This window comes from Brachybacterium sp. YJGR34 (assembly GCF_003347015.1).
Lineage (GTDB): Bacteria > Actinomycetota > Actinomycetes > Actinomycetales > Dermabacteraceae > Brachybacterium.
In genome coordinates this window covers 142,090-166,646 of the sequence record NZ_PNFB01000007.1, presented here as the reverse complement: position 1 = coordinate 166,646, position 24,557 = coordinate 142,090, and the positions used below count along the sequence as shown (strand labels likewise).

Annotated in this window: 24 protein-coding genes and 1 riboswitch; of the genes, 20 read left to right on the top strand and 4 right to left on the bottom strand. The window is 73.5% G+C overall.

Annotated features, from left to right (window positions below; all coding sequences use genetic code 11):
• Positions 1 to 243 precede the first annotated feature (243 nt).
• Both CXH06_RS08940 and CXH06_RS08935 read left to right on the top strand, forming a co-directional pair.
• Positions 244 to 711 carry a tRNA (cytidine(34)-2'-O)-methyltransferase gene (locus CXH06_RS08940; RefSeq protein ID WP_114854826.1) on the top strand — a complete coding sequence of 156 codons (468 nt, stop codon included), beginning with the start codon at positions 244 to 246 and terminating at the stop codon, positions 709 to 711.
• The gene (locus CXH06_RS08935; protein ID WP_114854825.1) at positions 708 to 1,544 is read left to right on the top strand and encodes an RNA methyltransferase; all 837 of its coding nucleotides are present in this window, start codon (positions 708 to 710) and stop codon (positions 1,542 to 1,544) included. Before CXH06_RS08940 ends, CXH06_RS08935 begins: the two co-directional genes overlap by 4 nt.
• Before the next feature lie 70 nt (positions 1,545 to 1,614).
• Here the strand turns inward: CXH06_RS08935 and CXH06_RS08930 are convergent, their stop codons facing one another.
• Both CXH06_RS08930 and CXH06_RS08925 read right to left on the bottom strand, forming a co-directional pair.
• Positions 1,615 to 2,118 carry a prepilin peptidase gene (locus CXH06_RS08930; protein WP_114854824.1) on the bottom strand — a complete coding sequence of 168 codons (504 nt, stop codon included), beginning with the start codon at positions 2,116 to 2,118 and terminating at the stop codon, positions 1,615 to 1,617.
• A gap of 104 nt (positions 2,119 to 2,222) precedes the next feature.
• A complete protein-coding gene (locus CXH06_RS08925) occupies positions 2,223 to 2,501 on the bottom strand; it encodes a DUF5703 family protein (protein ID WP_114854823.1) in 279 nt (92 codons plus the stop codon).
• A gap of 132 nt (positions 2,502 to 2,633) precedes the next feature.
• Here CXH06_RS08925 and CXH06_RS18435 point away from each other — a divergent pair, with 132 nt between their 5' ends.
• The 3 genes from CXH06_RS18435 (at position 2,634) to mshC (ending at position 5,269) form a co-directional block, all read left to right on the top strand.
• The gene (locus tag CXH06_RS18435; RefSeq protein ID WP_114854822.1) at positions 2,634 to 2,945 is read left to right on the top strand and encodes a DNA primase; all 312 of its coding nucleotides are present in this window, start codon (positions 2,634 to 2,636) and stop codon (positions 2,943 to 2,945) included.
• Between the two features lie 161 nt (positions 2,946 to 3,106).
• The gene (locus tag CXH06_RS08915; RefSeq protein ID WP_114854821.1) at positions 3,107 to 3,979 is read left to right on the top strand and encodes an undecaprenyl-diphosphate phosphatase; all 873 of its coding nucleotides are present in this window, start codon (positions 3,107 to 3,109) and stop codon (positions 3,977 to 3,979) included.
• A gap of 33 nt (positions 3,980 to 4,012) precedes the next feature.
• Positions 4,013 to 5,269 carry a cysteine--1-D-myo-inosityl 2-amino-2-deoxy-alpha-D-glucopyranoside ligase gene (gene mshC, locus CXH06_RS08910; RefSeq protein ID WP_114854820.1) on the top strand — a complete coding sequence of 419 codons (1,257 nt, stop codon included), beginning with the start codon at positions 4,013 to 4,015 and terminating at the stop codon, positions 5,267 to 5,269.
• A 45-nt stretch (positions 5,270 to 5,314) separates the two neighbouring features.
• Here the strand turns inward: mshC and CXH06_RS08905 are convergent, their stop codons facing one another.
• A complete protein-coding gene (locus CXH06_RS08905) occupies positions 5,315 to 6,124 on the bottom strand; it encodes a PAC2 family protein (RefSeq protein ID WP_114854819.1) in 810 nt (269 codons plus the stop codon).
• Positions 6,125 to 6,250: 126 nt separating this feature from the next.
• Between CXH06_RS08905 and CXH06_RS08900 the strand changes: the two genes are divergently transcribed.
• The 10 genes from CXH06_RS08900 (at position 6,251) to CXH06_RS08855 (ending at position 18,772) form a co-directional block, all read left to right on the top strand.
• Positions 6,251 to 7,369: a M50 family metallopeptidase gene (locus CXH06_RS08900; RefSeq protein WP_114854818.1), complete on the top strand. Its 1,119-nt coding sequence runs from the start codon at positions 6,251 to 6,253 to the stop codon at positions 7,367 to 7,369.
• A 43-nt stretch (positions 7,370 to 7,412) separates the two neighbouring features.
• A complete protein-coding gene (locus CXH06_RS08895) occupies positions 7,413 to 8,483 on the top strand; it encodes a tRNA (adenine-N1)-methyltransferase (protein ID WP_157975675.1) in 1,071 nt (356 codons plus the stop codon).
• 28 nt (positions 8,484 to 8,511) lie between these two features.
• Complete coding sequence (arc, locus tag CXH06_RS08890; protein WP_114854838.1) at positions 8,512 to 10,095, top strand: proteasome ATPase; 1,584 nt, start codon at positions 8,512 to 8,514, stop codon at positions 10,093 to 10,095.
• A complete protein-coding gene (gene dop, locus CXH06_RS08885; RefSeq protein WP_114854816.1) occupies positions 10,092 to 11,774 on the top strand; it encodes a depupylase/deamidase Dop in 1,683 nt (560 codons plus the stop codon). The genes arc and dop overlap by 4 nt, the downstream gene beginning before the upstream one ends.
• A 12-nt stretch (positions 11,775 to 11,786) precedes the next feature.
• Complete coding sequence (locus CXH06_RS08880; RefSeq protein ID WP_114854815.1) at positions 11,787 to 11,975, top strand: ubiquitin-like protein Pup; 189 nt, start codon at positions 11,787 to 11,789, stop codon at positions 11,973 to 11,975.
• Positions 11,976 to 11,979: 4 nt separating this feature from the next.
• A complete protein-coding gene (pafA, locus tag CXH06_RS08875) occupies positions 11,980 to 13,386 on the top strand; it encodes a Pup--protein ligase (RefSeq protein ID WP_114854814.1) in 1,407 nt (468 codons plus the stop codon).
• Between the two features lie 86 nt (positions 13,387 to 13,472).
• Positions 13,473 to 14,417, top strand: a complete 945-nt coding sequence (locus CXH06_RS08870) for an FKBP-type peptidyl-prolyl cis-trans isomerase (protein ID WP_157975674.1) — start codon at positions 13,473 to 13,475, stop codon at positions 14,415 to 14,417.
• Positions 14,418 to 14,451: 34 nt separating this feature from the next.
• Positions 14,452 to 14,832 carry an FKBP-type peptidyl-prolyl cis-trans isomerase gene (locus tag CXH06_RS08865; RefSeq protein ID WP_114854813.1) on the top strand — a complete coding sequence of 127 codons (381 nt, stop codon included), beginning with the start codon at positions 14,452 to 14,454 and terminating at the stop codon, positions 14,830 to 14,832.
• An 11-nt stretch (positions 14,833 to 14,843) separates the two neighbouring features.
• Positions 14,844 to 17,069: a primosomal protein N' gene (locus CXH06_RS08860; RefSeq protein ID WP_232820279.1), complete on the top strand. Its 2,226-nt coding sequence runs from the start codon at positions 14,844 to 14,846 to the stop codon at positions 17,067 to 17,069.
• A gap of 83 nt (positions 17,070 to 17,152) precedes the next feature.
• Entirely contained in the window at positions 17,153 to 18,772 is a 1,620-nt protein-coding gene (locus CXH06_RS08855; protein ID WP_114854812.1) for a DASS family sodium-coupled anion symporter, read from the top strand.
• On the opposite strand, the gene CXH06_RS08850 is transcribed toward CXH06_RS08855, so the two are convergent.
• On the bottom strand, positions 18,766 to 19,953 hold the full coding sequence (locus CXH06_RS08850) for an MFS transporter (RefSeq protein ID WP_232820278.1): 1,188 nt from the start codon (positions 19,951 to 19,953) through the stop codon (positions 18,766 to 18,768). The two genes, CXH06_RS08855 and CXH06_RS08850, sit on opposite strands and share 7 nt — an antisense overlap.
• A 105-nt stretch (positions 19,954 to 20,058) precedes the next feature.
• Between CXH06_RS08850 and fmt the strand changes: the two genes are divergently transcribed.
• From fmt to CXH06_RS08825, 5 genes are all read left to right on the top strand, one after another.
• On the top strand, positions 20,059 to 21,012 hold the full coding sequence (gene fmt / locus CXH06_RS08845; RefSeq protein WP_114854810.1) for a methionyl-tRNA formyltransferase: 954 nt from the start codon (positions 20,059 to 20,061) through the stop codon (positions 21,010 to 21,012).
• A complete protein-coding gene (locus tag CXH06_RS08840) occupies positions 21,009 to 22,577 on the top strand; it encodes an RsmB/NOP family class I SAM-dependent RNA methyltransferase (RefSeq protein WP_114854809.1) in 1,569 nt (522 codons plus the stop codon). The genes fmt and CXH06_RS08840 overlap by 4 nt, the downstream gene beginning before the upstream one ends.
• Positions 22,574 to 23,260 (top strand): ribulose-phosphate 3-epimerase, encoded by a 687-nt coding sequence (gene rpe / locus CXH06_RS08835; RefSeq protein ID WP_114854808.1) that lies wholly within the window; start codon positions 22,574 to 22,576, stop codon positions 23,258 to 23,260. The genes CXH06_RS08840 and rpe overlap by 4 nt, the downstream gene beginning before the upstream one ends.
• A gap of 46 nt (positions 23,261 to 23,306) precedes the next feature.
• Positions 23,307 to 23,424: riboswitch (FMN riboswitch) on the top strand.
• Positions 23,425 to 23,517: 93 nt separating this feature from the next.
• Positions 23,518 to 24,222 carry a nicotinamide riboside transporter PnuC gene (gene pnuC, locus CXH06_RS08830; RefSeq protein ID WP_114854807.1) on the top strand — a complete coding sequence of 235 codons (705 nt, stop codon included), beginning with the start codon at positions 23,518 to 23,520 and terminating at the stop codon, positions 24,220 to 24,222.
• 61 nt (positions 24,223 to 24,283) lie between these two features.
• A complete protein-coding gene (locus CXH06_RS08825; RefSeq protein ID WP_114854806.1) occupies positions 24,284 to 24,547 on the top strand; it encodes a phosphoribosyl-ATP diphosphatase in 264 nt (87 codons plus the stop codon).
• Positions 24,548 to 24,557 lie beyond the last annotated feature (10 nt).

The window sequence follows — 24,557 nt, the reverse complement described above, 5'->3', positions numbered from 1 at the left end:
GACAGGACGATCACCCGGTTCTTCGCCATCGCTCATTGTGCGAACGATGTCCCGAGACATGCTCCGGCAGTGCACGCGAACGATGTCCCGAGACAGGTGCGAACTATGTGCTGAGACCAGACACCCCCTCGGACACTCGCGAACGAGGACCCCGGCTCCCACGGAGCCGGGGTCCTCTGCTGTCACGGCCCCGAGGCGACGCCCCCACGGGCGGCCGTTCCGCCCCGTGGGAGAATCTCCGCCATGGTCCACGTCTTCCTCCACGAGCCCGCGATCGCGGGCAACACCGGCAACGCCATCCGGCTGTCCGCCGTCACCGGGGCGCGCCTGCACCTCATCGAGCCGCTGGGCTTCGACCTCGAGGACGCCAAGCTGCGGCGCGCGGGGCTCGATTACCACGACCTCGCCGCGGTGAGCATCCACGCGGACCTGGAGCAGGCGCTGGCCGCGGTGCCCGGTTCCCGGGTGTTCGCCTTCACCGCCCGCACCGAGGTGACCTTCGACGCCGTCGAGTACGAGCGCGATGACGTGCTGCTGTTCGGCACCGAGCCCACCGGGCTGCCCGAGGAGGTCATGGCGCATCCGCGCGTGACCTCCCGCGTGCGCATCCCCATGCTCCCGGCCCGCCGGTCCCTCAACCTCGCCAATGCGGCCTCGATCGCCGTCTACGAGGCGTGGCGTCAGCTGGGCTACGACGGGGCGGGCGCATGAGCCGCCGCCCCCTGCCCGCCCGCCTGGAGCGGCGCAACGCCCTGTTCCAGCAGTGGCAGTCGCTGCTGACCAACCGCACCAAGCGCACGCGCACGGGAGAGATGCTGGTCCAGGGCGTCCGCCCCATCACCCAGGCGATCGCCCACGGCGTCGAGATCCGAGCGCTGCTGTCCGACGGACGGCCCACCCCGTCGCGCTGGGCACGTGAGCTGCTCGCCGCGCCGCCCGCGCCGGTGGTGGTCCTCACGGAGGAGCTCATGGCCGAGCTGGGGGAGCGGGACGACGGCGCTCCGGAGCTCCTCGCCGTGGCGGCGGTCCCCGACGACGACCTGGACCGCATCGCTCCCTCCGTGACCGGTCCGGTGGTGGTCTTCGACCGACCGACCGGGCCCGGCAACATCGGCTCCCTCGCCCGCACCGCCGACGCCCTCGGCGCGGACGCCCTGCTGATCACGGGTCACAGCGCCGATCCGTGGGATCCCGCCGCCGTCCGCGCGAGCACCGGTTCGGTCTTCGCCCTGCCCGTGCTGCGTCTGGCCTCGCACCGCGAGGTGATGGCGTGGGTCCACGCCCGCCGCGAGGAGGGCCGGCCCTGGCGGGTGGTGGGCCTGGACGAGGCCGGGGGTCACGAGCTGGCCACGGAGGACCTCACCGGCCCCACCCTCATCGTGGTGGGGAACGAGACGATCGGGATGAGCGCGGGCTGGAAGGAGGCCTGCGACGTCCTCGCGGAGATCCCGATGAGCGGCAGCGCCTCCTCGCTGAACGCCGCCGTGGCGGGATCGATCGCGCTCTACGAGGCGCGCCGCCAGCGCCACCGCTCCGCCGTCTGACGCCGTCCGCCGGCGCGGCCCCGGAGCGGGACGCGCCCCCGGTCTCCGGCCGACGCGGCCCGCTCACCCCTCACGTGGTCCCGAGGGCGGCGGCGACCCAGGGCGCGCCGAGCAGACCGAGATAGGGGCCGGCCAGGAGCACGGGGCCGACGGGGAACCGGGTCCCCGCGCGCCGCGTCGCGGCCATCACCGCCGCCCCGGCGAATCCGCCCAGCACCGCGATGCCCAGCAGGGAGGCGAGGAGCACCTCGCCTCCCAGCGAGGCGGACATCAGCACCACCACCGGCAGCGTCTTCGCATCCCCCATCCCCAGCAGCGGGGGAGCGAGGAGGGCGACCAGGACCGCCGCGGCACCCAATACCAGCGCGAGCAGCACCGCGCTGCGCAGCGTCGGGCGCAGGGCGGGGTCGGCGAGGGCGCACAGCGCCAGGGCGAGCAGCACCGCGACGGTCAGCATGGCGACCCAGCGGTTGGGCAGGCGGTGCTCCCGTCCGTCGATCCAGGACAGCACCAGCGCCGGCGGCAGATAGACCACCAGCGCGACGGCGAGCAGGAGCGGGGAGATCGCGGGCACGCTCCCATTGCACCAGAGCCGCCCGGTCCGCGCGCGGACCGCCGACGGGCTGTGGACGACGCCCTCCCGGGACGGTGGCGCTGGTGCGGAGCGGGCAGGTGCCCCTACAGGGTCGAGCTGACCCGGATGATGCGTCGGCGCATCCACACGCGCCGGCCGCCGCCGTGATACCGCCGGGTGCGGGCGTGCTCCCAGCGTCCGTACTCCGCCTGCTCGGCGAGCTCGGCCCGGACCTGCCCCACGGTGGTGCCTCGCGGCACGGTGATGATCTGGAACTCGTAGTCCTCCGCGCGTCGCCCCCGTTCGACCGGGAGGTCGCTCCAGCCGCGGGGGTCTGCCACGTGCTGGACGCTCGCGACGAGCGGTGTGCGGGGGCGGATCAACGGATTTCCTCCTGTGCGCGATGACCTGCGGAAGCCGTGCTCCGCTCGGCGGCGGGGAGCACGACGGATTCGTGACCATGGCTTCACCGAATCCTCTGTCCATTCTGCCGTCGGACGCGGTACGGTCCAGTCATGAACACGGATCCTCGCTCAGCACTCGCTGCGCTGATCGCTGCCCTCGAACGCCACTACGAGGCCGCCGCCGCGTCCCGCGGTGACGACGACCCCGCACTGGAGGCCGCGACCGAGCAGCTCGCCACGGCCTTCGACACCTATGACGACGCGCTGTTCGACGCGTACGACATCGCGACCCCGCTGATCGTCTTCGACGGGGACGACGATGATGAGGACGACGACGACTTCGACGACCTCGACGATTTCGAGGACGACGAGGACGAGGACGACGACTTCGACGAGGAGGACGACGACCAGGACGATCGCTGAGGGGCCGCCTCACCGGATCTGCACGTCGTCTTCACCATTGCTCCGCTGCGCGGCGCCCGGCCATCGGCCGGGCGCCGCGTACTCTGTGCGGGGCCGCGCGATGCGCGACCACCTCGGGGACTCGTCCCCGAGCACCCCGAACAGTTCTCCGAGGAGTCTCCATGTCCTTCATCGAGGCGGTCATCCTGGGCCTGGTCCAGGGCCTGAGCGAATTCCTGCCGATCTCCTCGAGCGCGCACGTGCGGGTGGTCGGCGAGCTGCTGAACCCCGGACAGGACCCCGGCGCGGCGTTCACCGCGATCATCCAGCTGGGCACCGAGACCGCGGTCCTCATCTACTTCTGGAAGGACATCACGCGGATCATCGGCAAGTGGTGCCGGTCGCTGGTCGGGAAGGTCCCGCGCTCGGACCCCGATGTGCGGATGGGCTGGCTGGTGATCATCGGGTCGATCCCGATCGGCGTGCTGGGCCTGGCCTTCGAGGACCAGATCGACCACTCCCTGCGCAACCTGTACATCACGGCGGCGATGCTGATCCTGTTCGGGATCCTGCTGGGCGTGGCGGACCGCATCGCCCCGCGCCGCAAGGAGCTCACGGAGCTGAGCGTCCGCGACGGCATCCTATTCGGCTTCGCCCAGGCCCTCGCCCTCATCCCGGGCGTCTCGCGCTCCGGCGGCACCATCACCGCCGGACTGCTGATGGGCTACACCCGCCAGGCCGCCGCCCGGTACGCCTTCCTGCTCGCGGTGCCCGCGGTGTTCGCCTCCGGCCTCTACAAGGCCGTCAAGGAGGTCCCGATCCTCTTGACCGCCGACGGACGTGCCGCGGCGGCCGCCGCCGGCGAGCCGTCGCTGATGGCGATCATCGTCGCCACGGCGGTCGCCTTCGGCGTCGGCTACACGGTGATCGTCTGGTTCATGCGGATCATCGAGAACCACTCGTACGCGATCTTCGTGATCTACCGCATCGTGGCCGGTGTGGTGCTGCTCGCACTGCTGGGCTTCGGCGCGGTGGACCCGCTGGGCGGCGCCTGATCCCGGGACGGTGCCGGACCGTATGATCGACGGGTGCATTCCTGGACCTCCCCGTCGCTGACCCCGCTCCCCGCCTCCGGCCTGCCGCTCCGGCTCCATGACACCCGGACCGGCCGCCTCGGGCCCGTCGTGCCGATGACCCCGGGGCGCGCCCGGCTCTACGTCTGCGGGATCACCCCGTACGACGCCACGCATCTGGGGCATGCGGCGACCTACCACGCCGCCGATCTCATGCGTCGCGCGCTGCGCGACACGGGCTACGAGGTGGAGGTCGCGCAGAACGTCACCGACGTGGACGACCCGCTGCTGGAGCGCGCGGACCGCGACGGCGTGGACTGGCGGGAGCTCGCCGCCTCCCAGGTCGCGCTCTTCGCCGAGGACATGGAGGCGCTGCGCGTCATCGCCCCGGAGACGTACCGCTCCGTCAGCGAGTCGATGGACGACATCATCGCCGCCGTGCAGGCCCTGCGCGAGCGCGGCCGCGCCTATCCGCTGCAGGACGAGGCGGCCGACGGTCCCGACTGGTATCTGGATCTCGCCGTCGACGGCGCCCTCGGCGACGTCTCCGGCTGGACCGAGGAGCAGATGCTGGAGGTCTTCGCCGAGCGGGGCGGGGATCCCGAGCGCCCCGGCAAGCGCGGGCCCTTCGATCCGCTGCTCTGGCGGGCCGAGCGCGCCGGCGAGCCCGCCTGGGAGGCGGGGGAGCTGGGCCGCGGACGGCCCGGCTGGCACGTGGAGTGCGTGTGCATCGCCCAGGACGGCCTCGGCCTGCCCTTCGACGTGCAGGCCGGCGGGAGCGACCTCGTCTTCCCGCATCACGACCTCAGCGCGGCCCATGCGGTCGCCCTGGGGCGCCCTTTCGCGAGCTGCTACGTGCACAGCGGGATGGTCGCCCACGAGGGCGAGAAGATGAGCAAGTCGCTGGGCAACCTGGTCTTCGTCCATCGGCTGGTCCGCGACGGCGTGGATCCCATGGCGGTCCGGCTGGTGCTCATGGCCCATCACTACCGCACGGACTGGGCCTGGTCCGAGGAGGAGCTCGCTCTCGCCGGCCGGCGCCTGGAGAGCTATCGGGCAGCCTCCCGCCGTGGAGACCAGGACCCGGCTGCGGTCGCGGAGCTGCGCGCCGCGCTGCGCGACGACCTGGACACCCCCACGGCCCTCGAGGTGCTCGACCGCTGGGCGCGCGGTGAGGAGCCCGGCGCGGCGGTGCGGGGAGCCGCGGAGGCCGGGGCCCCGGGGGACGTCACGGCCGCGGTCGACGCGCTGTTCGGCCTCGACCTCCGCTGAGGCGCGCGCCCGGGGCGGAGGCGCCCCGCCCGGGGCGCGCCGGGCTCACTCCGCCTCGCGGCGTCGGCGCAGGAACTGCTCGAACTCCCGGGCGATCGCATCGCCGCTGGCCTCGGGGAGACCGGCGGCGTCCTGAGCGCGCTCGAGCCGCCGCACGTACTCGGCGACGTCGTCGTCCGTGCGGGCCAGCTCATCGACCCCGCGCTCCCAGGCCTCGGCGTCCTCGACCAGCTCCTCGAGCGGGATCGGGGCGCTGACCAGGTCCTGGAGCTCACGCAGCAGGCCCAGCACCGCCTTGGGGGAGGCGTTCTGGGAGACGTAGTGGGGGACCTGCACCCAGATGCTCGTGGTGCGCATCCCCGCGCTCGCGGTGCGGCGCGCCAGGACCGTCGGCACCCCGATCGGTCCCGAGTACAGCTCGGAGTCGTCCACCCTCTGCGCGGCGACCGGCTCCACCTGGGCGGAGACCGGCAGCGGGCGGGTGTGGGGCGAGTCCGCGAGCAGCGCACCGAGCGAGATCACCGCCGTCACGTCGAGGATCTGCAGCTGTTCGAGGACCTCGTCCGCGAAGCGCTTCCAGCGCAGCGAGGGCTCCGGCCCCATGACCGTGACGATCTCGGGGCCGCGCGGCGGTGTCACCAGGCGCAGCTGCGTGTCCGGCCAGTCCACGACCCGCAGGCCGTCCTCGGTGGTGCGGATCTCGGGACGATAGACCTGGAGATCCACGAACTCCTCGGCGTCGACGGCGCCGACCGGCCGCGAGGGCCACACCTCCAGCAGATGCTCGATCACCCCGGTGGCGGCCTCGCCCGCGTCGTTCCATCCGCTGAAAGCCGTGATGGCGATTCGACTCATCACTCCATCATAGGCTCGTCGACCTCCGAGGAGCCCGGGTGCGGGGCCGCGGAGGTCGGGTGCAGGAGCACCGGTTATCCTCGCCCTGCCCGGCACCCGTCGGCCCGGGCACGGAGGAGACCATCGATGAAGAGCCCCGAGCTGCGCCTGGGCACGCTGCCGCCGATCCGTGTGAGCCCCGGCACGCTGGTGACGGTGCTCCTGCTCGCGGTGATCATGTATCCGGCGCTCAGCGCCGGCGGTCGCACCGACCCCGGCGCTGCCGTGCTGCTGGCGGTGGGGATCGGCCTGTTCATGATCGTCTCGGTGCTCGTGCACGAGGTCGCCCATGCCGTCGTCGCCCGTGCCTTCGGCGGTCGGGTCGACCACATCGCGCTGACCCTCTGGGGCGGGCACACCCAGTACCGCGCCGGGCGCATGTCCGCCCTCGGCTCGGTGCTGATCTCGCTGGCGGGGCCGGCGAGCAACGCCCTGCTGGCGCTGCTGGCCACCGCGGCCGTCCCGCTCACCGCCCCCGGCGGTGCCGCCGCCACCTTCTGGTCCTTCAGCGCCTGGCTGAACATCGCCCTGGCCCTGTTCAACCTGCTGCCCGGGCTGCCGATGGACGGCGGGCGGGCGCTGGAGTCCCTGCTGGGCGCCGTGCTGCGCGATCCGCTGCGGGGGACGCGGGTCACGGCGTGGATCGGCCGGGCCATCGCCGTCGCGGTGGTCGCGCTGCCGCTGTGGCGGATCATGCGCTCCGGCGGGGCCGGGAGCGTCTCCCTGCTCACCCTGGTCTGGGCGATGCTCATCGCCGGGATGCTCTGGCAGGGTGCCTCCCGCGCGCTCGAGGGCGCCCGCGTGCAGCAGCGCGTCCGGGCCCTCGACGCCGCCGCGCTCGCCCGGCCGATGCGGGTCGTCCCACCCGAGCTGCCCCTCGCCGAGCTCGACTCCGGCGCCGACTACGACGACGTGCTGGTCCTGGAGGCGGGCGGCCGGTCACCCGGACACCTCGGTCGCGCCCATCGCATCCAGGCGGAGGCCGCCGCGGCCGTGCCCGCTCCCCGGCGAGCGGAGACGCCCGTCAGCGCGGTCACCGGCCCGATGGGGGAGGTGGTCGCCCTGCCGCAGACGCTGCGGGGCGACGATCTGGTCTCCGCGATGCTCTCGCGGCCCGCTCCCGTGTACCTCGTCATGGGGGCCGACGGCCGGCCGCTCGGTGTAATCATGAGCGCCGAGGTCAACGCGCTCCTGCGCGGACGGTGAACAGCGGGCGCCACCTCTGGGAACACCCCATATGCTGGAACGCATGACAGATCAGCCGCAGCCGTCCGCCCCTCGCGACGGAGCGCAGGCTCCCGCGCCCCGAGCGCCCCGGCGCGGCCTGGATCGCACCGGCCCCTTCGACCTGGGCGACAAGGTCCAGCTGGCCGATGCCAAGAACCGCCTGCACACGATCACCCTGAGGCCCGGGGGCGAGTTCCACACCCACCGCGGCGTGCTCCGCCACGACCAGCTGATCGGTGCCGAGGACGGCGTGGTGGTCGAGGACAGCCGCGGCACCCGCTACCAGGCGCTGCGCCCGCTGTACGCCGACTACATGCTCTCGATGCCCCGCGGCGCGGCGATCATCTACCCCAAGGACTCCGCGCAGATCCTCATGTGGGGGGACATCTTCCCCGGGGCGCGGGTGCTCGAGGCGGGCGTCGGCTCCGGAGGGCTGACCACGGCGCTGCTGCGCGCCGTGGGCCCCGAGGGCAGCGTCCACTCGATCGAGCGGCGCGAGGACTTCGCCGAGGTCGCGCGCGAGAACGTCGAGACCTTCTTCGGCGCCGAGCACCCGTCCTGGCAGCTGAGCGTCGGCGACTTCCAGGAGGTCGCCCCCACGCTCTGCCCGGAGGGGCCGGCGGTGGACCGCGTGGTGCTGGACATGCTCGCCCCCTGGGAGTGCGTGGACGCCGCCGCCGAGGTGCTGGTCTCCGGCGGGGTGTACCTCGCCTACGTCGCCACCGTCACGCAGCTCTCCCGCACCGCGGAGGCGCTCCGCGACCACGGCGAGTTCACCGAGCCCTACGCCTGGGAGTCCTTCGTGCGGCCCTGGCACCTCGAGGGGCTCGCCGTGCGCCCCGAGCACCGCATGAACGCCCATACCGGCTTCCTGCTCACCGCCCGCCGCACGGCCCACGGCACCCGGGCGCTGACCCGCCACACGCGTCCGGCCCCCGGGTCCCGCGGCGAGGAGGAGCTGAGCCATCCCGACAACGACGGCTTCGGCGGCTCGGACAGCGAGTGGGGGCCGCAGGACCTGGGGGAGCGCGGGGTCGCGCCGCGCAAGCTCAAGCGGGCGCTGCGCGACATCCGACAGGGCCGCGACCGCTGAGCGACCCCGGGGAGGAGAGACGATGACGATGAAGACCTATGCGGAGATGACCGCCGAGCTGGAGCAGCTCGCGGCCCACAACGAGCGCCTGGTCGCCGGGCTGCGCTCGGCCCGCGCCCAGATCGTCGAGCTCAAGGCGGACCTGGAGCGGGTGGGCGATCCGCCCAACTCGTATGCGACCTTCCTGCGTCGCAGCGAGGGCACGACCATCGACGTGCTGCACAACGGGCGCCGGCTGCGGGTGGCCACCTCCGCGAGCCTGGACCTCGAGGCGCTGGTCCCGGGCACCGAGCTGCGTCTGAGCGAGTCCCTCGCCGCCGTGGAGGCGGTGGAGCCGGGGGACGCCGGCAACGTCGTGCCCGTGGTCGAGTCCCTCGCCGATACCCGCATCCTCGTGGCCGTCGCCCCCGACGACACGCGGGTGCTGCGCCGCGCGGGCACGCTCACGGATGAGCAGCTCCACCCCGGGGACCACGTGCTGGTGGATCTCAAGGCGCAGCTGGTCCTGGAGCGCATCGATCGCGCCGAGATCACCGACCTGGTCCTCGAGCAGGTCCCCGACGTCTCCTTCGAGCAGATCGGCGGCCTGGGCGAGCAGATCGAGGCGATCCGCGACGCCGTCGAGCTGCCGTTCCTGCAGCAGGACCTCTACCGCACCTACGGCCTGCGGCCCCCGCAGGGCGTGCTGCTCTACGGCCCGCCCGGCTGCGGGAAGACCATGATCGCCAAGGCCGTCGCCCACGAGCTGGTGCTCCGCAGCGCCGAGGTGCGCGGGGTCAGCGTCGCCGAGGCGCTCGAGAACTCGGCCTTCCTCAACGTCAAGGGCCCGGAGCTGCTGAACAAGTACGTCGGCGAGACGGAGCGGTCCATCCGCCTGGTCTTCGAGCGCGCCCGCGAGAAGGCCGCCGCGGATCATCCCGTGGTGATCTTCTTCGACGAGATGGAGGCGCTGTTCCGCACCCGCGGGACGGGCCTGTCCAGCGACGTGGAGACCACGATCGTCCCGCAGCTGCTGGCCGAGATCGACGGCGTGGAGGGGCTCGACAACGTCATCGTCATCGGTGCCTCCAACCGCGAGGACATGATCGACCCCGCGATCCTGCGGCCGGGGCGCCTCGACGTGAAGATCCGGGTGCGCCGTCCCAACGCCCGCGCCGGACGCGAGATCCTCGGCCTGTACCTCGACGGCGGCATCCCGCTGCGCGAGGACCGCGAGGCGCTGCTGGACCTCGCGGTGCACGAGATCTACGACGAGGGGCCCTCCTCCGCCTTCGTCCGGGTCGAGTACTCCGACGGCGCCGACGAGACCCTGCACTTCCGCGACTTCGTCTCCGGTGCCACCCTGCGCAACATCGTCGACCGCGCGAAGAAGATCGCGGTCAAGGACCAGCTGTCCACCGGCAGCGTGGGCGTCGCCTCCCAGCACCTGCTGGACGCCATCACCGCCGAGTTCATCGAGAACGAGGACATGCCCTCGGCGGCGCATCCCGAGGACTGGGCGCGGATCTCCGGCCACCGCGGCCGACGGGTCGACGCGGTGGTCCCGCTGCAGGGCCGCACCCGCGCCGAGTCGGCCCCGGCCGGGGCCGCCGAGGACGGGGCGGGCGCATGAGCATCCCGCCGACCCCCGCCTCCCCGTCGCTGACCACCGAGCGGGTGATGGGACTGGAGACCGAGTTCGGCGTGCTCCACGCCGACCTCGAGGACCGTGCCCGCGCCGGGGCCGGCAGCTCGATCCTCCTCTCCCACCTGGTCGTCGGCGCCTACGCGCTGCTGGATCCCCTCGAGGGGGAGCGCGGTCACCGCGTGCGCTGGGACTACGGGGACGAGACCCCGCTGCGCGACGCCCGCGGCTTCGAGATGCAGCGCGCCGCCGCCCACCCCAGCCAGCTCACGGACGAGGTGCGCGACGCGCACGTGCCCAGCGTCGACCTCGACGCCCCGCTGCAGGGGCCCGAGGCCGCCCCCGAGGGCGACGACGCGGAGATCCTGGTCTGGTCCTCGCAGCGCTCGATCGGCAACGCCGTGCTCACCAACGGCGCCCGCTGGTACGTGGACCACGCCCACCCCGAGTACTCGGCCCCCGAGGTCCTGCGCGCCCGGGAGGCGGTGGTGGCCGACCGCGCCGGCGAGGAGATCGCACGCCGGGCGATGGGCATCCTCGCCGCGGCCGAGGGGATCCCCGAGGTGGCGCTGCACAAGAACAACACCGACGGCCAGGGCTCCTCCTACGGCACCCACGAGAACTACCTGCTGGAGCGGGACGTGCCCTTCGAGCGCGTGGTCGGCGCGATGCTCCCCTTCCTCACCACCCGCCAGGTCCTCGTGGGCGCCGGCCGGGTGGGCCGGGGCACCCGCGGGCAGCTGCCCGGCTTCCAGCTCTCCTCCCGCGCGGACTTCATGGAGGCCGAGGTGGGGCTCGAGACCACCCTGAACCGGCCCCTCGTGAACACGCGCGACGAGCCGCACGCGGACCCCGCGCGCTTCCGCCGTCTCCACGTGATCCTCGGTGACGCCAACCTGCTCGAGGAGTCCACCTTCCTCAAGCTCGGCACCACCTCGCTGATGCTGGCGGCGCTCGAGGCCGAGCACCGCAGCGGCCGGGCGATCCTCCCGGACCTGCGCCTGGCCGATCCGGTCGCGGCGGTGCACGCCATCAGTCACGACCCCTCGCTGCGGACCCGGGTGCCGCTGGCCGATGGCCGCACCCTGACGGCGCTCGAGATCCAGCGGGCCCATCTCGAGGCGATCGAGGCGGTCGCCGACACCGCCGACGGGGAGACCGCGCAGGTGCTGACCGCCTGGCGGGAGATCCTCGATCTGCTGGAGCAGGATCCGATGCTCGCCGCGGACCGCGTGGAATGGGTGGCGAAGCTGCAGCTGCTCGAGCGCTACCGCGCCCGCCACGACCTGGGATGGGACGATCCGCGGCTGGCCATGATCGACCTGCAGTACTCCGACCTGCGCCCCGGCCGGGGCCTGTTCGAGAAGCTCCGCGCGGCCGGCGCCGCGCCCACGATGGTGGATCCCGCGGAGGTCGAGGAGGCACTGTCCACCGCTCCGCGGAGCACGCGCGCCCATCTGCGCGGCGGCCTCATCGCCGCGCACCGCGGGAGCGTCCCCTCGGCCGGATGGGACGCGATCACCGTGGCCGGGCGCGACCACGGCTATCGGCTGCGCCTGGCGGATCCCCGCCTCGGCTCCGCCGCGTGGTGCGCGCAGCACGGCATCGACCTCGCCGACGACCCCGAGACGATCCTCGGCGCCCTGCGCCGAGCCGTCACCGACTGAGAAGGAGGACCCATGTCCCAGCAGTCCCTGAACGCCCCCGGTCCCGGCGGCGACGACGAGAGCGGCGACGAGACCGTCACCGGCGGGCAGACCTTCGCCTCCGCCCAGGCCGCCGACGACCTGCTCGACGAGATCGACGCGGTGCTCGAGTCCAACGCGGAGACCTTCGTGCGCTCCTTCGTCCAGAAGGGCGGCCAGTGAGGCGATGAAGCGACGCGTCGGAGGGCTCGAGACCGAGTTCGGCCTGGTGTGCGTGCGGGCCGACGGCTCCCGTGCGCTGGAGCCGGAGCAGGCCGCTCGCGAGCTGTTCCGCCCCGTGGTGGCCATGGGGCGCAGCTCGAACGTGTTCCTGCGCAACGCCGCCCGGCTCTATCTCGACGTCGGCTCCCATCCCGAGTACGCCACCGCCGAATGCGACGACTGGTGGGAGCTGGTGGCCCAGGATCGCGCCGGGGAGCGGATCTTCGCCGATCTGGCCGCCCAGGCCAACGACCGTCTGGCCGCCGAGGGGCAGGATGCGCGCCTGCACCTGCTCAAGAACAACGTCGACTCCGCCGGCAACGCCTTCGGCTCCCACGAGAACTACCTCGTGGACCGTCGCGGCGAGTTCACGCGCCTGCCCCGCTACCTGCTGCCGTTCCTGGTCACCCGCCAGATCGTCACCGGCGCCGGGGGAGTGGTGCGGGAACGCACCGAGGACGGGCAGGACGGCCCGGCGCAGTTCGTCTTCTCCCGGCGCAGCGACCACATGTGGGAGGCCGTCTCCTCGGCCACCACGCGCACCCGGCCGATCATCAACACCCGGGACGAGCCCCACGGGGACCCCACCCGCTTCCGGCGCCTCCACGTGATCGTGGGGGACTCCACGATGAGCGAGGTCTCCACGCACCTGCGCTTCGCGACCACGGACCTCGTGCTGCGCGCCATCGAGACGGGCCGCGCGCTGCCCGAGCTCGCCCTGCACGACGACATCGCCGCGATCCGTGCCGTCTCCCGCGATCTCACCGGCCGCGCGCCCCTGCCCACCGCCGAAGGGGGCACCACCACCGCCCTCGAGGTGCAGCAGCGCTGGCTCGACCACGTCGCCCCGCTCGCCGAGGGGGACGAGCAGGACGCGCTCGAGACCTGGCAGCGCGCCCTGGACGCCGTGCGCACGGGCGACCGCTCCTGGGCGGCGCAGCATCTGGACTGGGCCATCAAGGAACGGCTGGTCGCGCAGGTCGCCGAGCGCCGCGGCCTCGACCTCGGGGCACCGGAGATCGAGCGCCTCGACCTCGCCTACCACGACATCGACCCCGGCGCCGGCGTCTTCCCTGCCCTGCAGCGCAGAGGGATGGCGCCCTCCGTGCTGTCCGAGGAGCGCATCGAGGCAGCCCGCGAGAGCGCACCGAGCACGACCCGCGCCCACCTCCGCGGCCAGGTCGTCGCCGCCGCCCAGGAGCACGGCGTCGACCACGTCGTGGACTGGACCACGCTGCGCCTGACCCGCCCGGGCGCCATGCCCGTGCAGGTGCTCGACCCCTTCGCCACGCACCTCCCGGCGGTCGACGCCCTCCTCGAGGAGATCCGTGCCGCGGGCATCGCACCGGACGCGCCCGCACCGCCCGCCTGAGAACGCGCCCCAGCCATCACCCACCAGGGGCCCCGTACCCTGGTGCCCTGCCCCGCCCCGGGGCCCACGATCCGAAAGGTCCCTCCGTGATCCGCCGCCGCACCCTGCTGTCCACCGCCCTCGCCGCGACCGCCGCCATCGGGCTCGCCGCCTGCACCGATGACGGCAGCGACCCGGAGGCCACCAGCGGTGCCTCGGACGGCGGTGGCGGCGGTGATCCGCTGAGCGGCGTGAGCATCGGCGACGACCTGGCCGCGGAGCCGACGATCGAGTTCACCCCGCCGCTGGCGATCGACGCGGCCCAGGCGGAGATCGTCGTGCCCGGCGACGGTGACGTCATCGCCGAGGGGGACACCGTCATCTGGCGCAGCATGTACATCGACGCCGGCACCGGGGAGACCCTGCAGTCCTGGTGGCAGGGCGCTCCCGCGGGCGGCGTCCAGGTCACCGCCGAGGGCGTCGGCGAGGAGGCCTTCAGCTTCTTCACCACGGTGCCCGTCGGCTCCCGCTTCGCCATGGCGGGCTGGCAGCAGGACACCGGCGGGCAGGCCAGGTCGCTGCTGCAGGTCGCCGACGTCGACCGCATCGTCTCCCCGCTGCGCGCGGAGGGCGCGGCCGGCAGCCCCTCGGGCACCTACCCCTCGGTGACCCTCGCCGAGGACGGCTCGCCGACGCTGGACGCCGCCCCCGAGGGCGATGCCCCCGGCTCGACCGTCCGCGAGGAGCTCGTCGTCGGGACCGGGGACACCACCCGGGAGGGCGACTACCTCACCATGCACTACACGGGCTGGAAGTGGTCCGACGGCTCCATCTTCGACTCGTCCTGGGAGCGCGGCGCCCCCTTCGGCTTCGTCCAGGGCGCCTCGCAGGTCATCCCCGGCTGGGACGAGAACCTGCTGGACCTCCCGGTGGGCAGCCAGGTGATGCTGGTCATCCCGCCCGAAGAGGCCTACGGCGACCAGGGCGACCTCGCCGGCGAGACCCTCGTGTTCGTCATCGACGTCCTCGACGCCGCGCACACGGCAGACTGATCCCCGACCCCACCCGTCCACCACAGGAGGACCCATGGACCGCAGCAAGCCCGAGATCGATCACCCCGAGGGCCCGGCGCCCACCGAGCTGCTCAGCACCGACGAGATCGTCGGGGACGGCGAGGAGGCCGGCCGCGGCGACGTCGTCGACGTGCACTACCTCGGCGTCTCCCATTCCACCGGCGAGCAGTTCGACGCCTCCTGGGACCGCGGCGAGCCGCTGCGCTTCCAGCTCGGCGTGGGGCAGGTCATCACCGGATGGGACCAGGGCGTCCAGGGCATGCGGGTGGGCGGCCGTCGCCGTCTGGAGATCCCCGCCTCCCTCGCCTACGGCGAGCGCGGCGCGCCGCCGGTCATCGCCCCGAACGAGGCGCTGATCTTCGTCTGCGACCTCGTGGCGGTGCACAAGCGCTGAGCAGCTCCGCCGTGGACGCGGCGGGAGACCGGGCAGAGGGGACGGCCGACGGCCAGGAGCCCCTGTTCGCGGCTCCCGCCGCGCCCGTTCCCGACCCCTCCCCGCCGGCCCGGGCGCCCGGCGACCCGGGCCGCCCCGACGCGGCCCGGGCCTCGGGTCTGCGCACCACCGCCGGCTTCGAGGTCGTCGAGGAGCGTCCGGTGGCGAGCGTGCGCCTGATCGGCGTGCTGCCGCACCTGGACCGGCCCTTCGAGTACGCCGTGACGCCGGAGACGGCCGCGGCGGGACCCGGGATGCGGGTGCGGGTGCGGTTCTCCGGCCGGGACACCGAGGGCATCGTGCTCGGCCGCCACGAGCGGCCCTCGACCGATCGCGCCCTCGCGCCGCTGCACCGGCTCGTGTCCGAGGATGTCGTGGTCGCCCCCGCCATGATGCGTGCCCTCGAGGACCTCGCCGAACGCTGCGCGGGCACCGTCGGCGACGTGCTGCGACTCGCCCTGCCGCCGCGCCACGCCCGGGCCGAGAAGGCCGATCGCGCCGCCGAGCAGCGCGAGGCCGAGTCCCGCGCTGCGGAGTCCGCCGTCGCACCGGAGGCTCGGTCCCCGTCCGCCGGGGGCGCCGACGAGACGGGGGAGCCGCCGGCAGCGGGCGCGACCTCTCCCGAACCCGCCGCGGACGTCCCCCGCCCCGGGGAACGCTATCCGGGGCTGGCGGCGCTGCTCGCCCGCGCCGGCGGCGAGGAGGGGCCGGTGCCCCGCGCCGCCATGACCCTGGACGCCGCCGACCCCTGGACCGAGATCGCCGCCGACGCCGTCGCCGCTCTCGCACCGGAGCGCGGCGCGATGGTGATCGCCCCCGACCAGCGCGACATCGCACGTCTCAGCGCGCTCCTCGACGAGCGCGGGATCGCCCATGAGGTCCTCGGCGGCACCGAGGGCCCCGAGAAGCGCTACCGCACGTTCCGCCGCATCCTGCGCGGCGCGACCCGGGTGGTGCTGGGGAACCGCTCGGCCGCCTTCGCCCCCGTGCGCGATCTCGCGCTCGCGATCTGCTGGGACGAGGCCGACGACCTCCTCGAGGAGCCCCGCGCCCCCTACCCGCACACGCGCACCGTGCTGCAGTGCCGTTCCCGCCAGGAGCGCTGCGCCCTGCTGTTCCTCGGCGCGAGCGAGTCGGTGCCGCTGCGCGCCCTCACCGAGGCCGGCTACCTCACCCGTCTGGATCCGCTGCCCGCGCCGGTGACGGCGGTGCGCCCCCGCATCGTCGCGATGGACCAGTACCTGCGGGACCGCGAGGGGCCGTCCGGACGCTCCCGCCTGCCGCAGGAGGCGATGCGGGTGCTGCGTCGCGGCCTCGAGCGCGGCCCCGTCCTGGTGCAGGTGCCCCGCAGCGGCTACGTGCCGGCGATCGCCTGCACCTTCTGCGGCACCCGGGCGCAGTGCTCGCACTGCTCGGCCCAGCTCTCGCTGAGCGGCCGGGACGGTCCGCTCCACTGCCGCGTCTGCGGCCGGCGCGAGGACGGCTACCGCTGTCCCGAGTGCGACCGCACCCACGTGCGGGCCCTGGTCATCGGCTCCGCCCGTACGGCCGAGGAGCTCCATCGCGCGTTCCCGGACACCCCGCTGAAGGTCGCCGGCGGGGCGCACGGCGCGCTCGAGGACGCGGCGGTCGTCGACGGCGCGATCGTCGTGGCCACCCCCGGCGCCGAGCCGGCCCCTCTCGGGCGCTACGCCGCCTGCCTGCTGCTGGACGCCGACGCGCTGCTCAGCCGGGCCGCCTTCGACGCCGATGTCGAGGCGGTGCGCCGCTGGCGCAATGCGATCGCCCTGGTCCGCAGCGCCGACCAGGGCGGTGAGGTGCTGGTGGTGGGGACCTCCACCCTCCCGGCCATCCGTGACCTGGTCGCCCACCGGTCCACGGTCTTCCTCGACCGCGTCCTCCAGGACCGCCGGGAGCTGGACCTGCCGCCCTTCCGGAGGGTGGCCGAGATCGTGGGGGAGCGGGAGGCGTGCCGCGAGTTCCTCCAGACGGTCGAGCTGCCGGACGGCACGGACGTCTTCGGCCCCGTCGACCTCGACGGCCCGTCCGCCGCCGGCCGTGCCCGGGCCGTGGTGCGCCTGGAGCCGGCGCGCTCACGGGAGCTGGCGGCCGCCCTGCGCGCGGGCGTCGCCGCCCGCAGCGCCCGCAAGGCGCGGGGCTCGCTGCGGGTGCGGCTCGACCCGCCGGACGTCTTCTGAGCGGAGGGTCCGCGCGCCGCGCGCCGTGGTCTCCTAGGCTGGTTCACCACAGTCGACACCGCCGCCGACAGAGAGGGACCGCCATGACGTCCGACCACGAGCGACCGGGCGCACCGGCCGAGCCTCAGGACCGCCCCGACGCCTCCGAGGGCGAGCGGGCGCCGGCGCAGACCCGTCGCACGGTGCTGGTCCGCCGTCTGGGCCTGGTCCTCGGACTGGTCGCCGGCATCGCGATCTATCTGGTCATGCCCGCGGAGGTCCCCCACGGCGCCCGTCTCACCGCCGCCACCGCGGTGCTGATGGCGGCCTGGTGGATGACCGAGGCGCTGCCCATCCCGGCCACGGCCCTGGTGCCGGTGGTGGTGTTCCCCGCGCTCAACACCGAGGTGGGCTTCGACGACGTCGGCGCGTCCTACGGCAACAACATCATCTTCCTGTTCATGGGCGGATTCATGCTCGCCCTGGCGATGCAGCGCTGGAACCTGCATCGGCGCATCGCCCTCGCCATCGTGGGCGCCATCGGCACCAGCCCCTCCCTCCTCGTCCTCGGCTTCATGGTGGCCACCGCCTTCCTGTCCATGTGGGTCTCCAACACCGCCACGGCGGTGATGATGCTGCCGATCGGGGTCTCGGTCCTGCTGCTGGTCAACACGCTGCGCCTCGAGGAGGCCGCCGCGAAGGGCGAGGAGCCCGGCGAGGGCGTCGACCCGGACCCCGGCTCGACGGGCACCGCCTCGGCGGCGGTGCGCTCGAACTTCGGCATCGCCCTCATGCTCGGGATCGCCTATGCGGCCTCGATCGGGTCGGTGTCGACCATCATCGGCACCCCGCCCAACGCGCTGCTCGCCGCGCACATGAGCCAGGAGTTCGGCGTCACGATCGGTTTCGGGCGCTGGATGCTGGTGGGCGCTCCGCTGGCCGCCGTCTTCCTGGCGATCACCTGGCTGCTGCTGACGAAGGTGCTGTTCCGTCCCGAGATCACGGAGATCCCGGGCGGGGCGGACCTGATCCGGAGGGAACGCCGGCGGCTCGGACGGATCGCCTCGGGGGAGGTGCGGGTGCTCGCGATCTTCGTGCTGGCCGCCGTGAGCTGGGTGTTCATCCCCCTGGTCTCCGACCTGCTCGGCGCGGAGGAGGCACCGATCAGCGATGCCGGCATCGCCATGGCCGTGGCCCTGCTGCTGTTCCTGCTCCCGGCCGGCGCGGCGCGCGGCGTGCGCCTGCTGGACTGGGATGCCGCGGTGAAGCTGCCCTGGGGCGTCCTGCTGCTGTTCGGCGGCGGCCTCGCCCTCAGCGCCCAGTTCAGCTCCTCGGGCCTGACCGACTGGATCGGCGAGGTCACCGCCGGCCTCGGCGGCCTGCCGATGGTGCTGATCGTCGCGATCACCGCGGCCGGCGTCCTCTTCCTCACCGAGCTGACCTCGAACACCGCCACCGCGGCGACCTTCCTGCCCGTCGCCACCGCGGTCGCGGTCGGCATCGGGCTGGACCCGATGCTGCTCGCGATCCCGGTCGCGCTGGCCGCCACCTGCGCCTTCATGCTGCCGGTGGCGACGCCGCCGAACGCGATCGCCTACGGCTCCGGCTACGTGCAGATCCCGCAGATGGCGCGTGCGGGCATCGTGCTGAACCTCCTCGGCATCGTCCTGATCACCGCGACGACGCTGACCCTCGCGGTGTGGGTGTTCGGCCTCGTCTACTGATCGCGTCGCAGCACCACGAGGGTCAGCACCCCGCTCAGGACCACGAAGGCTCCCACCAGGGCCACCGTCGCCGTCCACCCCGACGCCGCGTACATCAGGCCCGTGCCCCAGCCCAGCACGCTCGAGCCCAGGTAGTAGGCGAGGTTGTACAGGCCGGTCGCCTGCGAGCGAGCGCCCTCGGCACGGGCACCGGCCCATCCGCTGGCAATCGCGTGCGCGGCGAAGAAGCCCGCCGTCATCACCAGCAGCCCCGCGAGCACCGACACCAGCGGTCCCAGGAGGAGCATCAGCAGCCCGACCAGCATCACGACCATCGCCCCGAGCAGGACCGGCAGGTAGCCGTGGCGGACGGCGAGCCGACCCGCGAGCGGGGAGGAGACCGTCCCGCCCAGATAGGCGAGGAACACCATCCCGAGCAGCCCCGCCGGGACCAGGTAGGGCGGCGCCGCGAGGTGGAAGGACAGGTAGTTGTAGATCGCGACGAAGCCGCCCATCAGCAGGAACGCCGTGGCGAACAGCACCAGCTGGCCCGGATCGCGCAGGGTCGCCGCGAACCGCCCCAGCACGGCGCGGGACCCGCCGTTCGCCGATGACGGCACGAAGCGTCGCTCGCGGGGTGCCAGGAGCACGAACCCGACGGCCGCCGCCGCCGCGAGCAGCGCCACCGCCGTCATCCCCGTGCGCCAGCCCGCGAGGTCCGCGATCGGCGTCGCGAGCACGCGCCCGGAGAGCCCGCCCACAGTGGTCCCGGCCACGTACCAGCCGGCGGCGATCGCGCGCGAGCGGGAGTCGACCTCGTCGGAGAGGTACGCCATCGCCAGCGCGGGCACCCCGGCCAGCGCCATGCCCTCGACGAAGCGCAGGCCCAGCATCAGCTCCACATCGGGCGTCCACGCGGCGATCAGCGCCAGGGAGGTGGCGGCGACGACGGCGATCACCATGGCGCGCAGGCGTCCGATGCGATCTCCGAGGAAGGACCAGGGGACGACGGCCAGGGCCAGCCCGGCGGTGGCCGCCGAGACGGTCAGCGCGGCGCGCTCGGGACCGATCCCGAGGTCCGCGGAGATCAGCGGGAGCATGCCCTGCGGCGAGTAGATCTGCGCGAAGGTGGCGATGCCGGCGCAGACCAGCGCGGCGAGCATCCGCCGATAGCCGGGAGAGCCGATCTCGTGCCCGGGCACGGCCTCTCCCGGCCTCATCGACGGCGACGGGGAGGGTGGTGCATGTCGCCACTGTAGGAGCTCCGCTGCCGTCCGCGCGGCTGCTCCCGCTTAGACTCGGGCATCATGCGTCTTCTCTTCGCCGGCACCCCCGAGGCCGCACTCCCGTCCCTGCGCACCCTGCTCGACTCGTCCCACGAGGTCGTCGGCGTGCTCACCCGGGCCGACGCCCCCTCCGGTCGCGGCCGCACACTCCGCCCCTCGCCGGTGAAGAGCCTCGCGCTCGAGGCAGGCGTGCCCGTCCTCACCCCGTCGACGCTCCGCGACGAGGAGATCCAGCAGGAGATCCGCGAGCTGGCACCGGATGCCGCGCCCGTCGTCGCCTATGGCGCGATGGTCCCGCAGGCCGCTCTCGACATCCCCCGCCACGGCTGGGTGAATCTCCACTTCTCGCTGCTCCCGCAGTGGCGCGGCGCCGCCCCGGCCCAGCGCGCGGTGCTCGCCGGGAGCCGGAGCACCGGTCTGAGCGTGTTCCGGATCGAGAAGGGCCTGGACACCGGGGATGTGCTGCGCAGCGCCCCCACGGACATCGGCGAGTTCGAGACCGCCGGCGAGCTCCTGGACCGGATGGCGATCCAGGGCGCACAGGTGCTGCTCGACGCCCTCGACGCCCTCGAGGCCGGCACGGCGACCTCCACCCCGCAGGACCACTCCCTGGCCACCCATGCGGCCAAGCTCACCCCCGCCGAGGCGCACATCGACTGGACCCGCCCTGCGGAAGAGGTGGCCGCCCACATCCGCGGCATGAGCCCGCAGCCCGGCGCCTGGACGGAGCTGGACGGATCGCGCACCAAGATCCTCGGCGTCGAGGCGGCCCCCGAGCATGCCCCGCTGCCTCCGGGCCGGATCGAGGCCACCCGTCGCCAGGTGCTCGTGGGCACCGGGAGCGACGTCGTCGCCGTGTCCACCCTGGCCCCGGCCGGGAAGCGGCCCATGCGCGCCGCCGACTGGGCCCGCGGCGCCGCACTGCCGCCCGGAGCCACCTTCACGCACCATCAGCAGGACGGAGAGCAGGCATGAGCGAGGACCGACGCGGAGGCCGCGAGGACCGACGGCCGGAGCGCGACTCCCGAGGGCGCGAGCGCTCGGGGTCCCGGGGCCGGGGCGGCCCGCGCCGCGGCTACTCCTCCTCCCGCCCCTCCGAGCGCTCCCGCCGCTCCACCCCGTCCCGCCAGGTGGCGTTCGAGGGACTGCGGATGATCCGCGAGGAGGACTCCTACGCGAACCTGGTGCTGCCGCGGCTGCTGCGCAGCCACCGCGTCTCCGGCCGGGACGCCGCCTTCACCACCGAGCTGTTCTACGGCTCGCTGCGCGCCCAGGGCCGGCTGGACGCGATCCTCGCCGCGTGCGTGGACCGGCCGCTCGACGAGGTGGAGCCCGCACTCCTGGACGTCCTCCGGCTGGGCGCCTATCAGCTGCTGGACATGACCGTCGCCCCGCACGCCGCGACCTCGGAGACGGTGGCCCTGGCCCGCGGCGCGGTGGGCGCCGGGGCGGCGAGCTTCGTCAACGCCGTGCTGCGGAGGGTGGGGGAGAAGCCTCTGGACGCATGGATCGAGCAGGTCGCGCCCGATCGCGCGAAGGACCCCGTCGGCCACCTCGCGGTCGTCCACTCCCATCCGCGCTGGGTGGTCCGCGCGCTGAGCGACGCCCTCGCCGGCCACGGACGCTCCCGCGAGGAGATCGACGAGCTGCTCGCGGCCCAGAACGCGGCACCGGCGGTCTCCCTGGTGATGCGACCGGGCCTCACGGACGTCGAGGAGCTCATCGACCACGGAGCCAGCCAGGGGAACCTCTCCGTCTTCGCCGCCGCGTGGCCCTCGGGCGATCCCGGCGGCATGGACCTGGTCAAGCAGGGGCGCGTGGCCGTGCAGGACGAGGGCAGCCAGCTGGCGGCCCTGGCCCTCGCGCTCGGCGCCGACGACCTGGTCCTGGCCGAGGACGCCCACTGGCTGGACCTCTGCGCCGGCCCCGGCGGCAAGGCCGCGCTGCTGGGCGGGCTCACGATCGGGCACGACGCGGACCTGCTCGCCGTCGAGCTGCAGCCCCACCGCACCGAGCTCGTGGACCGGGCGGTCGCGTCCCTGCGCGAGGCCGGCTGCGAGATCGAGACCCGCACCGCCGACGGCACCACCGTCGGCGCCGAGATGCCCGGGCGCTTCTCCCGCGTCCTCGCGGACGTCCCCTGCTCGGGACTCGGCGCCCTGCGGCGTCGCCCGGAGGCGCGCTGGCGGCGCAGCCCCGGGGACATCGGCCATCTCGGCACGATCCAGCGCGACCTGCTGCGCTCGGCGCTCGACGCCGCAGCCCCCGGGGGAGTGGTCGCCTACGTGACCTGCTCCCCGCACCTCGCCGAGACCCGCCTGATCGTCGCCGACGTGCTGAAGGGGCGTCAGGACGTCGAGCAGCTGGACGCCCGTGAGGCCGTGCGCGCCGGCGTCCTGCCCGGCGCGCAGCACGATCTCGAGCTCGGGGACGGTCCCGCCGTCCAGCTGTGGCCGCACGTCCACGGCACCGACGCCATGTACATCGCACTGCTGCGCACGCGCAGCGCCCCCACCGAGGAAGGACTCCCGTCGGCATGAACAGCGCGTACGCGACCGAGGGCCAGTACATCCACCCCAGCATCCTCAACGCCGACTTCATGAGCATCGGCACCGAGCTGGACAAGATCACCAGCGCCGACAGCGTCCACGTGGACGTGATGGACAACCATTTCGTGCCGAACCTGACCTTCGGCCCCAGCATGGTCGAGCAGATCGTCCGGCGCAGCGCGATCCCGGTGGACGCCCATCTCATGATCGCCGATGCCGACCGCGAGGCGCCGGCCTTCGCGGAGGCCGGTGCCGACTCGGTGACCTTCCATCTCGAGGCCGCGAGCGCGCCCGTGAAGCTCGCGCGCGACCTGCGCCGCAAGAACGCCCAGGTGGGAGTCGCGCTGCGCCCCGCCACCGCGGTGGAGCCGATCCTCGACGTGATCGGCGAGTTCGACATGCTGCTGATCATGACGGTCGAGCCGGGCTTCGGGGGCCAGAGCTTCCTGGAGACGATGCTGCCGAAGATCCGGCGCGCCCGCCGCGCCATCGGCGCGGCGAACCTGGAGGTGTCCATCCAGGTCGACGGCGGCGTCAGCCGCGAGACGATCGAGCGCTGCGCCGAGGCCGGCGCCAACGTCTTCGTGGCCGGTTCGGCCATCTACCGCGCGCAGGACGCCGCGGAGGAGATCGCCGTGCTGCGCGAGCTGGCCGCAGGTCACACCGCGCACTGACCCGCGCTCCCGCACGCGGGCGTAGCATGGTCCGGTCACGACCAGTGACGTGCTCCGGGGTCGGTGGAAGTCCGAGCCGGCGGTGACAGTCCGCGACCCGCTTCGGCGGTTGAGCCGGTGGAAATCCGGCACCGACAGTACAGCCTGGATGAGAGGCGCACGTCCCACAGGTCCTCGCCGCGCCCGGATGCGCGCCGGGGCGCCTGTCGGATCCTTTCGACCCCCGGAGCCGCTGCTCCGACGGTGAAAGGACCGACATGGACTTCCTGCAGTGGCTCTTCGACGCGAGGATCGAGCTCGCGGGCGGACAGTTCCTGCTCGTGCGCGAGGTGCTGGGCAACGTCTTCGGCCTCCTCAGCGCACTCGGCGGGATGCGACGCAAGGTCTGGGCGTGGCCCATCGGCATCCTCGGCAACGTGCTGCTGTTCACCGTGTTCCTGGGCTCCGTTTTCGGCGGCACCGGCTCGGCGGACCTGCTGGGCCAGGCCGGTCGGCAGGTCATGTTCATCGCCACCAGCATCTACGGCTGGCATCGCTGGCGCACCGCCCGTGAGGCGGGCGGCACGGCGGTCGAGCCGCGCTGGGCCTCCTGGGGGACCCGCGCGCTCCTGCTCGTCGCCCTCGTGGGCGGCACCGCGGCCCTGACGCCCCTGTTCCGCGCACTGGGCTCCTACGAACCGGTCTGGGCCGATGCCTGGATCTTCATGGGCAGCCTGCTGGCGACCTTCGGCATGGCCAAGGGCTGGGTCGAGTTCTGGCTGATCTGGGTGGCCGTCGACATCGTCGGCGTCCCGCTGCTGTGGAGCGCCGGCTACTACGCCAGTGCCCTCATGTACGTCTTCTACGGGGCCTTCACCCTCACGGGCTTCTTCGTCTGGTGGCGGGTGCGGCGGCGGCAGGCGCGCCGCGAGCGCGTCACCGTCGAGACCGCCCATCTGGATCCGACGGTGCACCGGGAGTGAGTCTCCTCCCGGCAGGCGGTCGCCGTCACGAGTCGGTCGGTGAGGCGCGTACCCTGAGGGGGTGAAGGATTTCGAGGCACTGTTCGCCGAGCTCACCGAGAAGGCCCGCACCCGACCCGAGGGGTCGGGCACCGTCCGCGAGCTCGATGCCGGCGTCCATCAGATCGGCAAGAAGATCGTCGAGGAGGCCGCCGAGGTGTGGATGGCCTCCGAGTACGAGTCCTCCGAGGACGCGGCGATGGAGATCAGCCAGCTCCTCTACCACGTGCAGGTGATGATGGTCGCCAAGGGCCTCTCCCTCGAGGACGTCTACAAGCACCTCTGAGGGGTTCTCC

Excerpts from the sequence above, each read along its gene's own strand:
- CXH06_RS08940 (WP_114854826.1), top strand. The coding sequence starts at position 244 with ATGGTCCACGTCTTCCTCCACGAGCCCGCGATCGCGGGCAACACCGGC.
- CXH06_RS08935 (WP_114854825.1), top strand. The coding sequence starts at position 708 with ATGAGCCGCCGCCCCCTGCCCGCCCGCCTGGAGCGGCGCAACGCCCTG.
- CXH06_RS18435 (WP_114854822.1), top strand. The coding sequence starts at position 2,634 with ATGAACACGGATCCTCGCTCAGCACTCGCTGCGCTGATCGCTGCCCTC.
- CXH06_RS08915 (WP_114854821.1), top strand. The coding sequence starts at position 3,107 with ATGTCCTTCATCGAGGCGGTCATCCTGGGCCTGGTCCAGGGCCTGAGC.
- CXH06_RS08905 (WP_114854819.1), bottom strand. The coding sequence starts at position 6,124 with ATGAGTCGAATCGCCATCACGGCTTTCAGCGGATGGAACGACGCGGGC.
- CXH06_RS08900 (WP_114854818.1), top strand. The coding sequence starts at position 6,251 with ATGAAGAGCCCCGAGCTGCGCCTGGGCACGCTGCCGCCGATCCGTGTG.
- CXH06_RS08895 (WP_157975675.1), top strand. The coding sequence starts at position 7,413 with ATGACAGATCAGCCGCAGCCGTCCGCCCCTCGCGACGGAGCGCAGGCT.
- arc (WP_114854838.1), top strand. The coding sequence starts at position 8,512 with ATGAAGACCTATGCGGAGATGACCGCCGAGCTGGAGCAGCTCGCGGCC.
- dop (WP_114854816.1), top strand. The coding sequence starts at position 10,092 with ATGAGCATCCCGCCGACCCCCGCCTCCCCGTCGCTGACCACCGAGCGG.
- CXH06_RS08880 (WP_114854815.1), top strand. The coding sequence starts at position 11,787 with ATGTCCCAGCAGTCCCTGAACGCCCCCGGTCCCGGCGGCGACGACGAG.
- pafA (WP_114854814.1), top strand. The coding sequence starts at position 11,980 with ATGAAGCGACGCGTCGGAGGGCTCGAGACCGAGTTCGGCCTGGTGTGC.
- CXH06_RS08865 (WP_114854813.1), top strand. The coding sequence starts at position 14,452 with ATGGACCGCAGCAAGCCCGAGATCGATCACCCCGAGGGCCCGGCGCCC.
- CXH06_RS08855 (WP_114854812.1), top strand. The coding sequence starts at position 17,153 with ATGACGTCCGACCACGAGCGACCGGGCGCACCGGCCGAGCCTCAGGAC.
- fmt (WP_114854810.1), top strand. The coding sequence starts at position 20,059 with ATGCGTCTTCTCTTCGCCGGCACCCCCGAGGCCGCACTCCCGTCCCTG.
- CXH06_RS08840 (WP_114854809.1), top strand. The coding sequence starts at position 21,009 with ATGAGCGAGGACCGACGCGGAGGCCGCGAGGACCGACGGCCGGAGCGC.
- rpe (WP_114854808.1), top strand. The coding sequence starts at position 22,574 with ATGAACAGCGCGTACGCGACCGAGGGCCAGTACATCCACCCCAGCATC.
- pnuC (WP_114854807.1), top strand. The coding sequence starts at position 23,518 with ATGGACTTCCTGCAGTGGCTCTTCGACGCGAGGATCGAGCTCGCGGGC.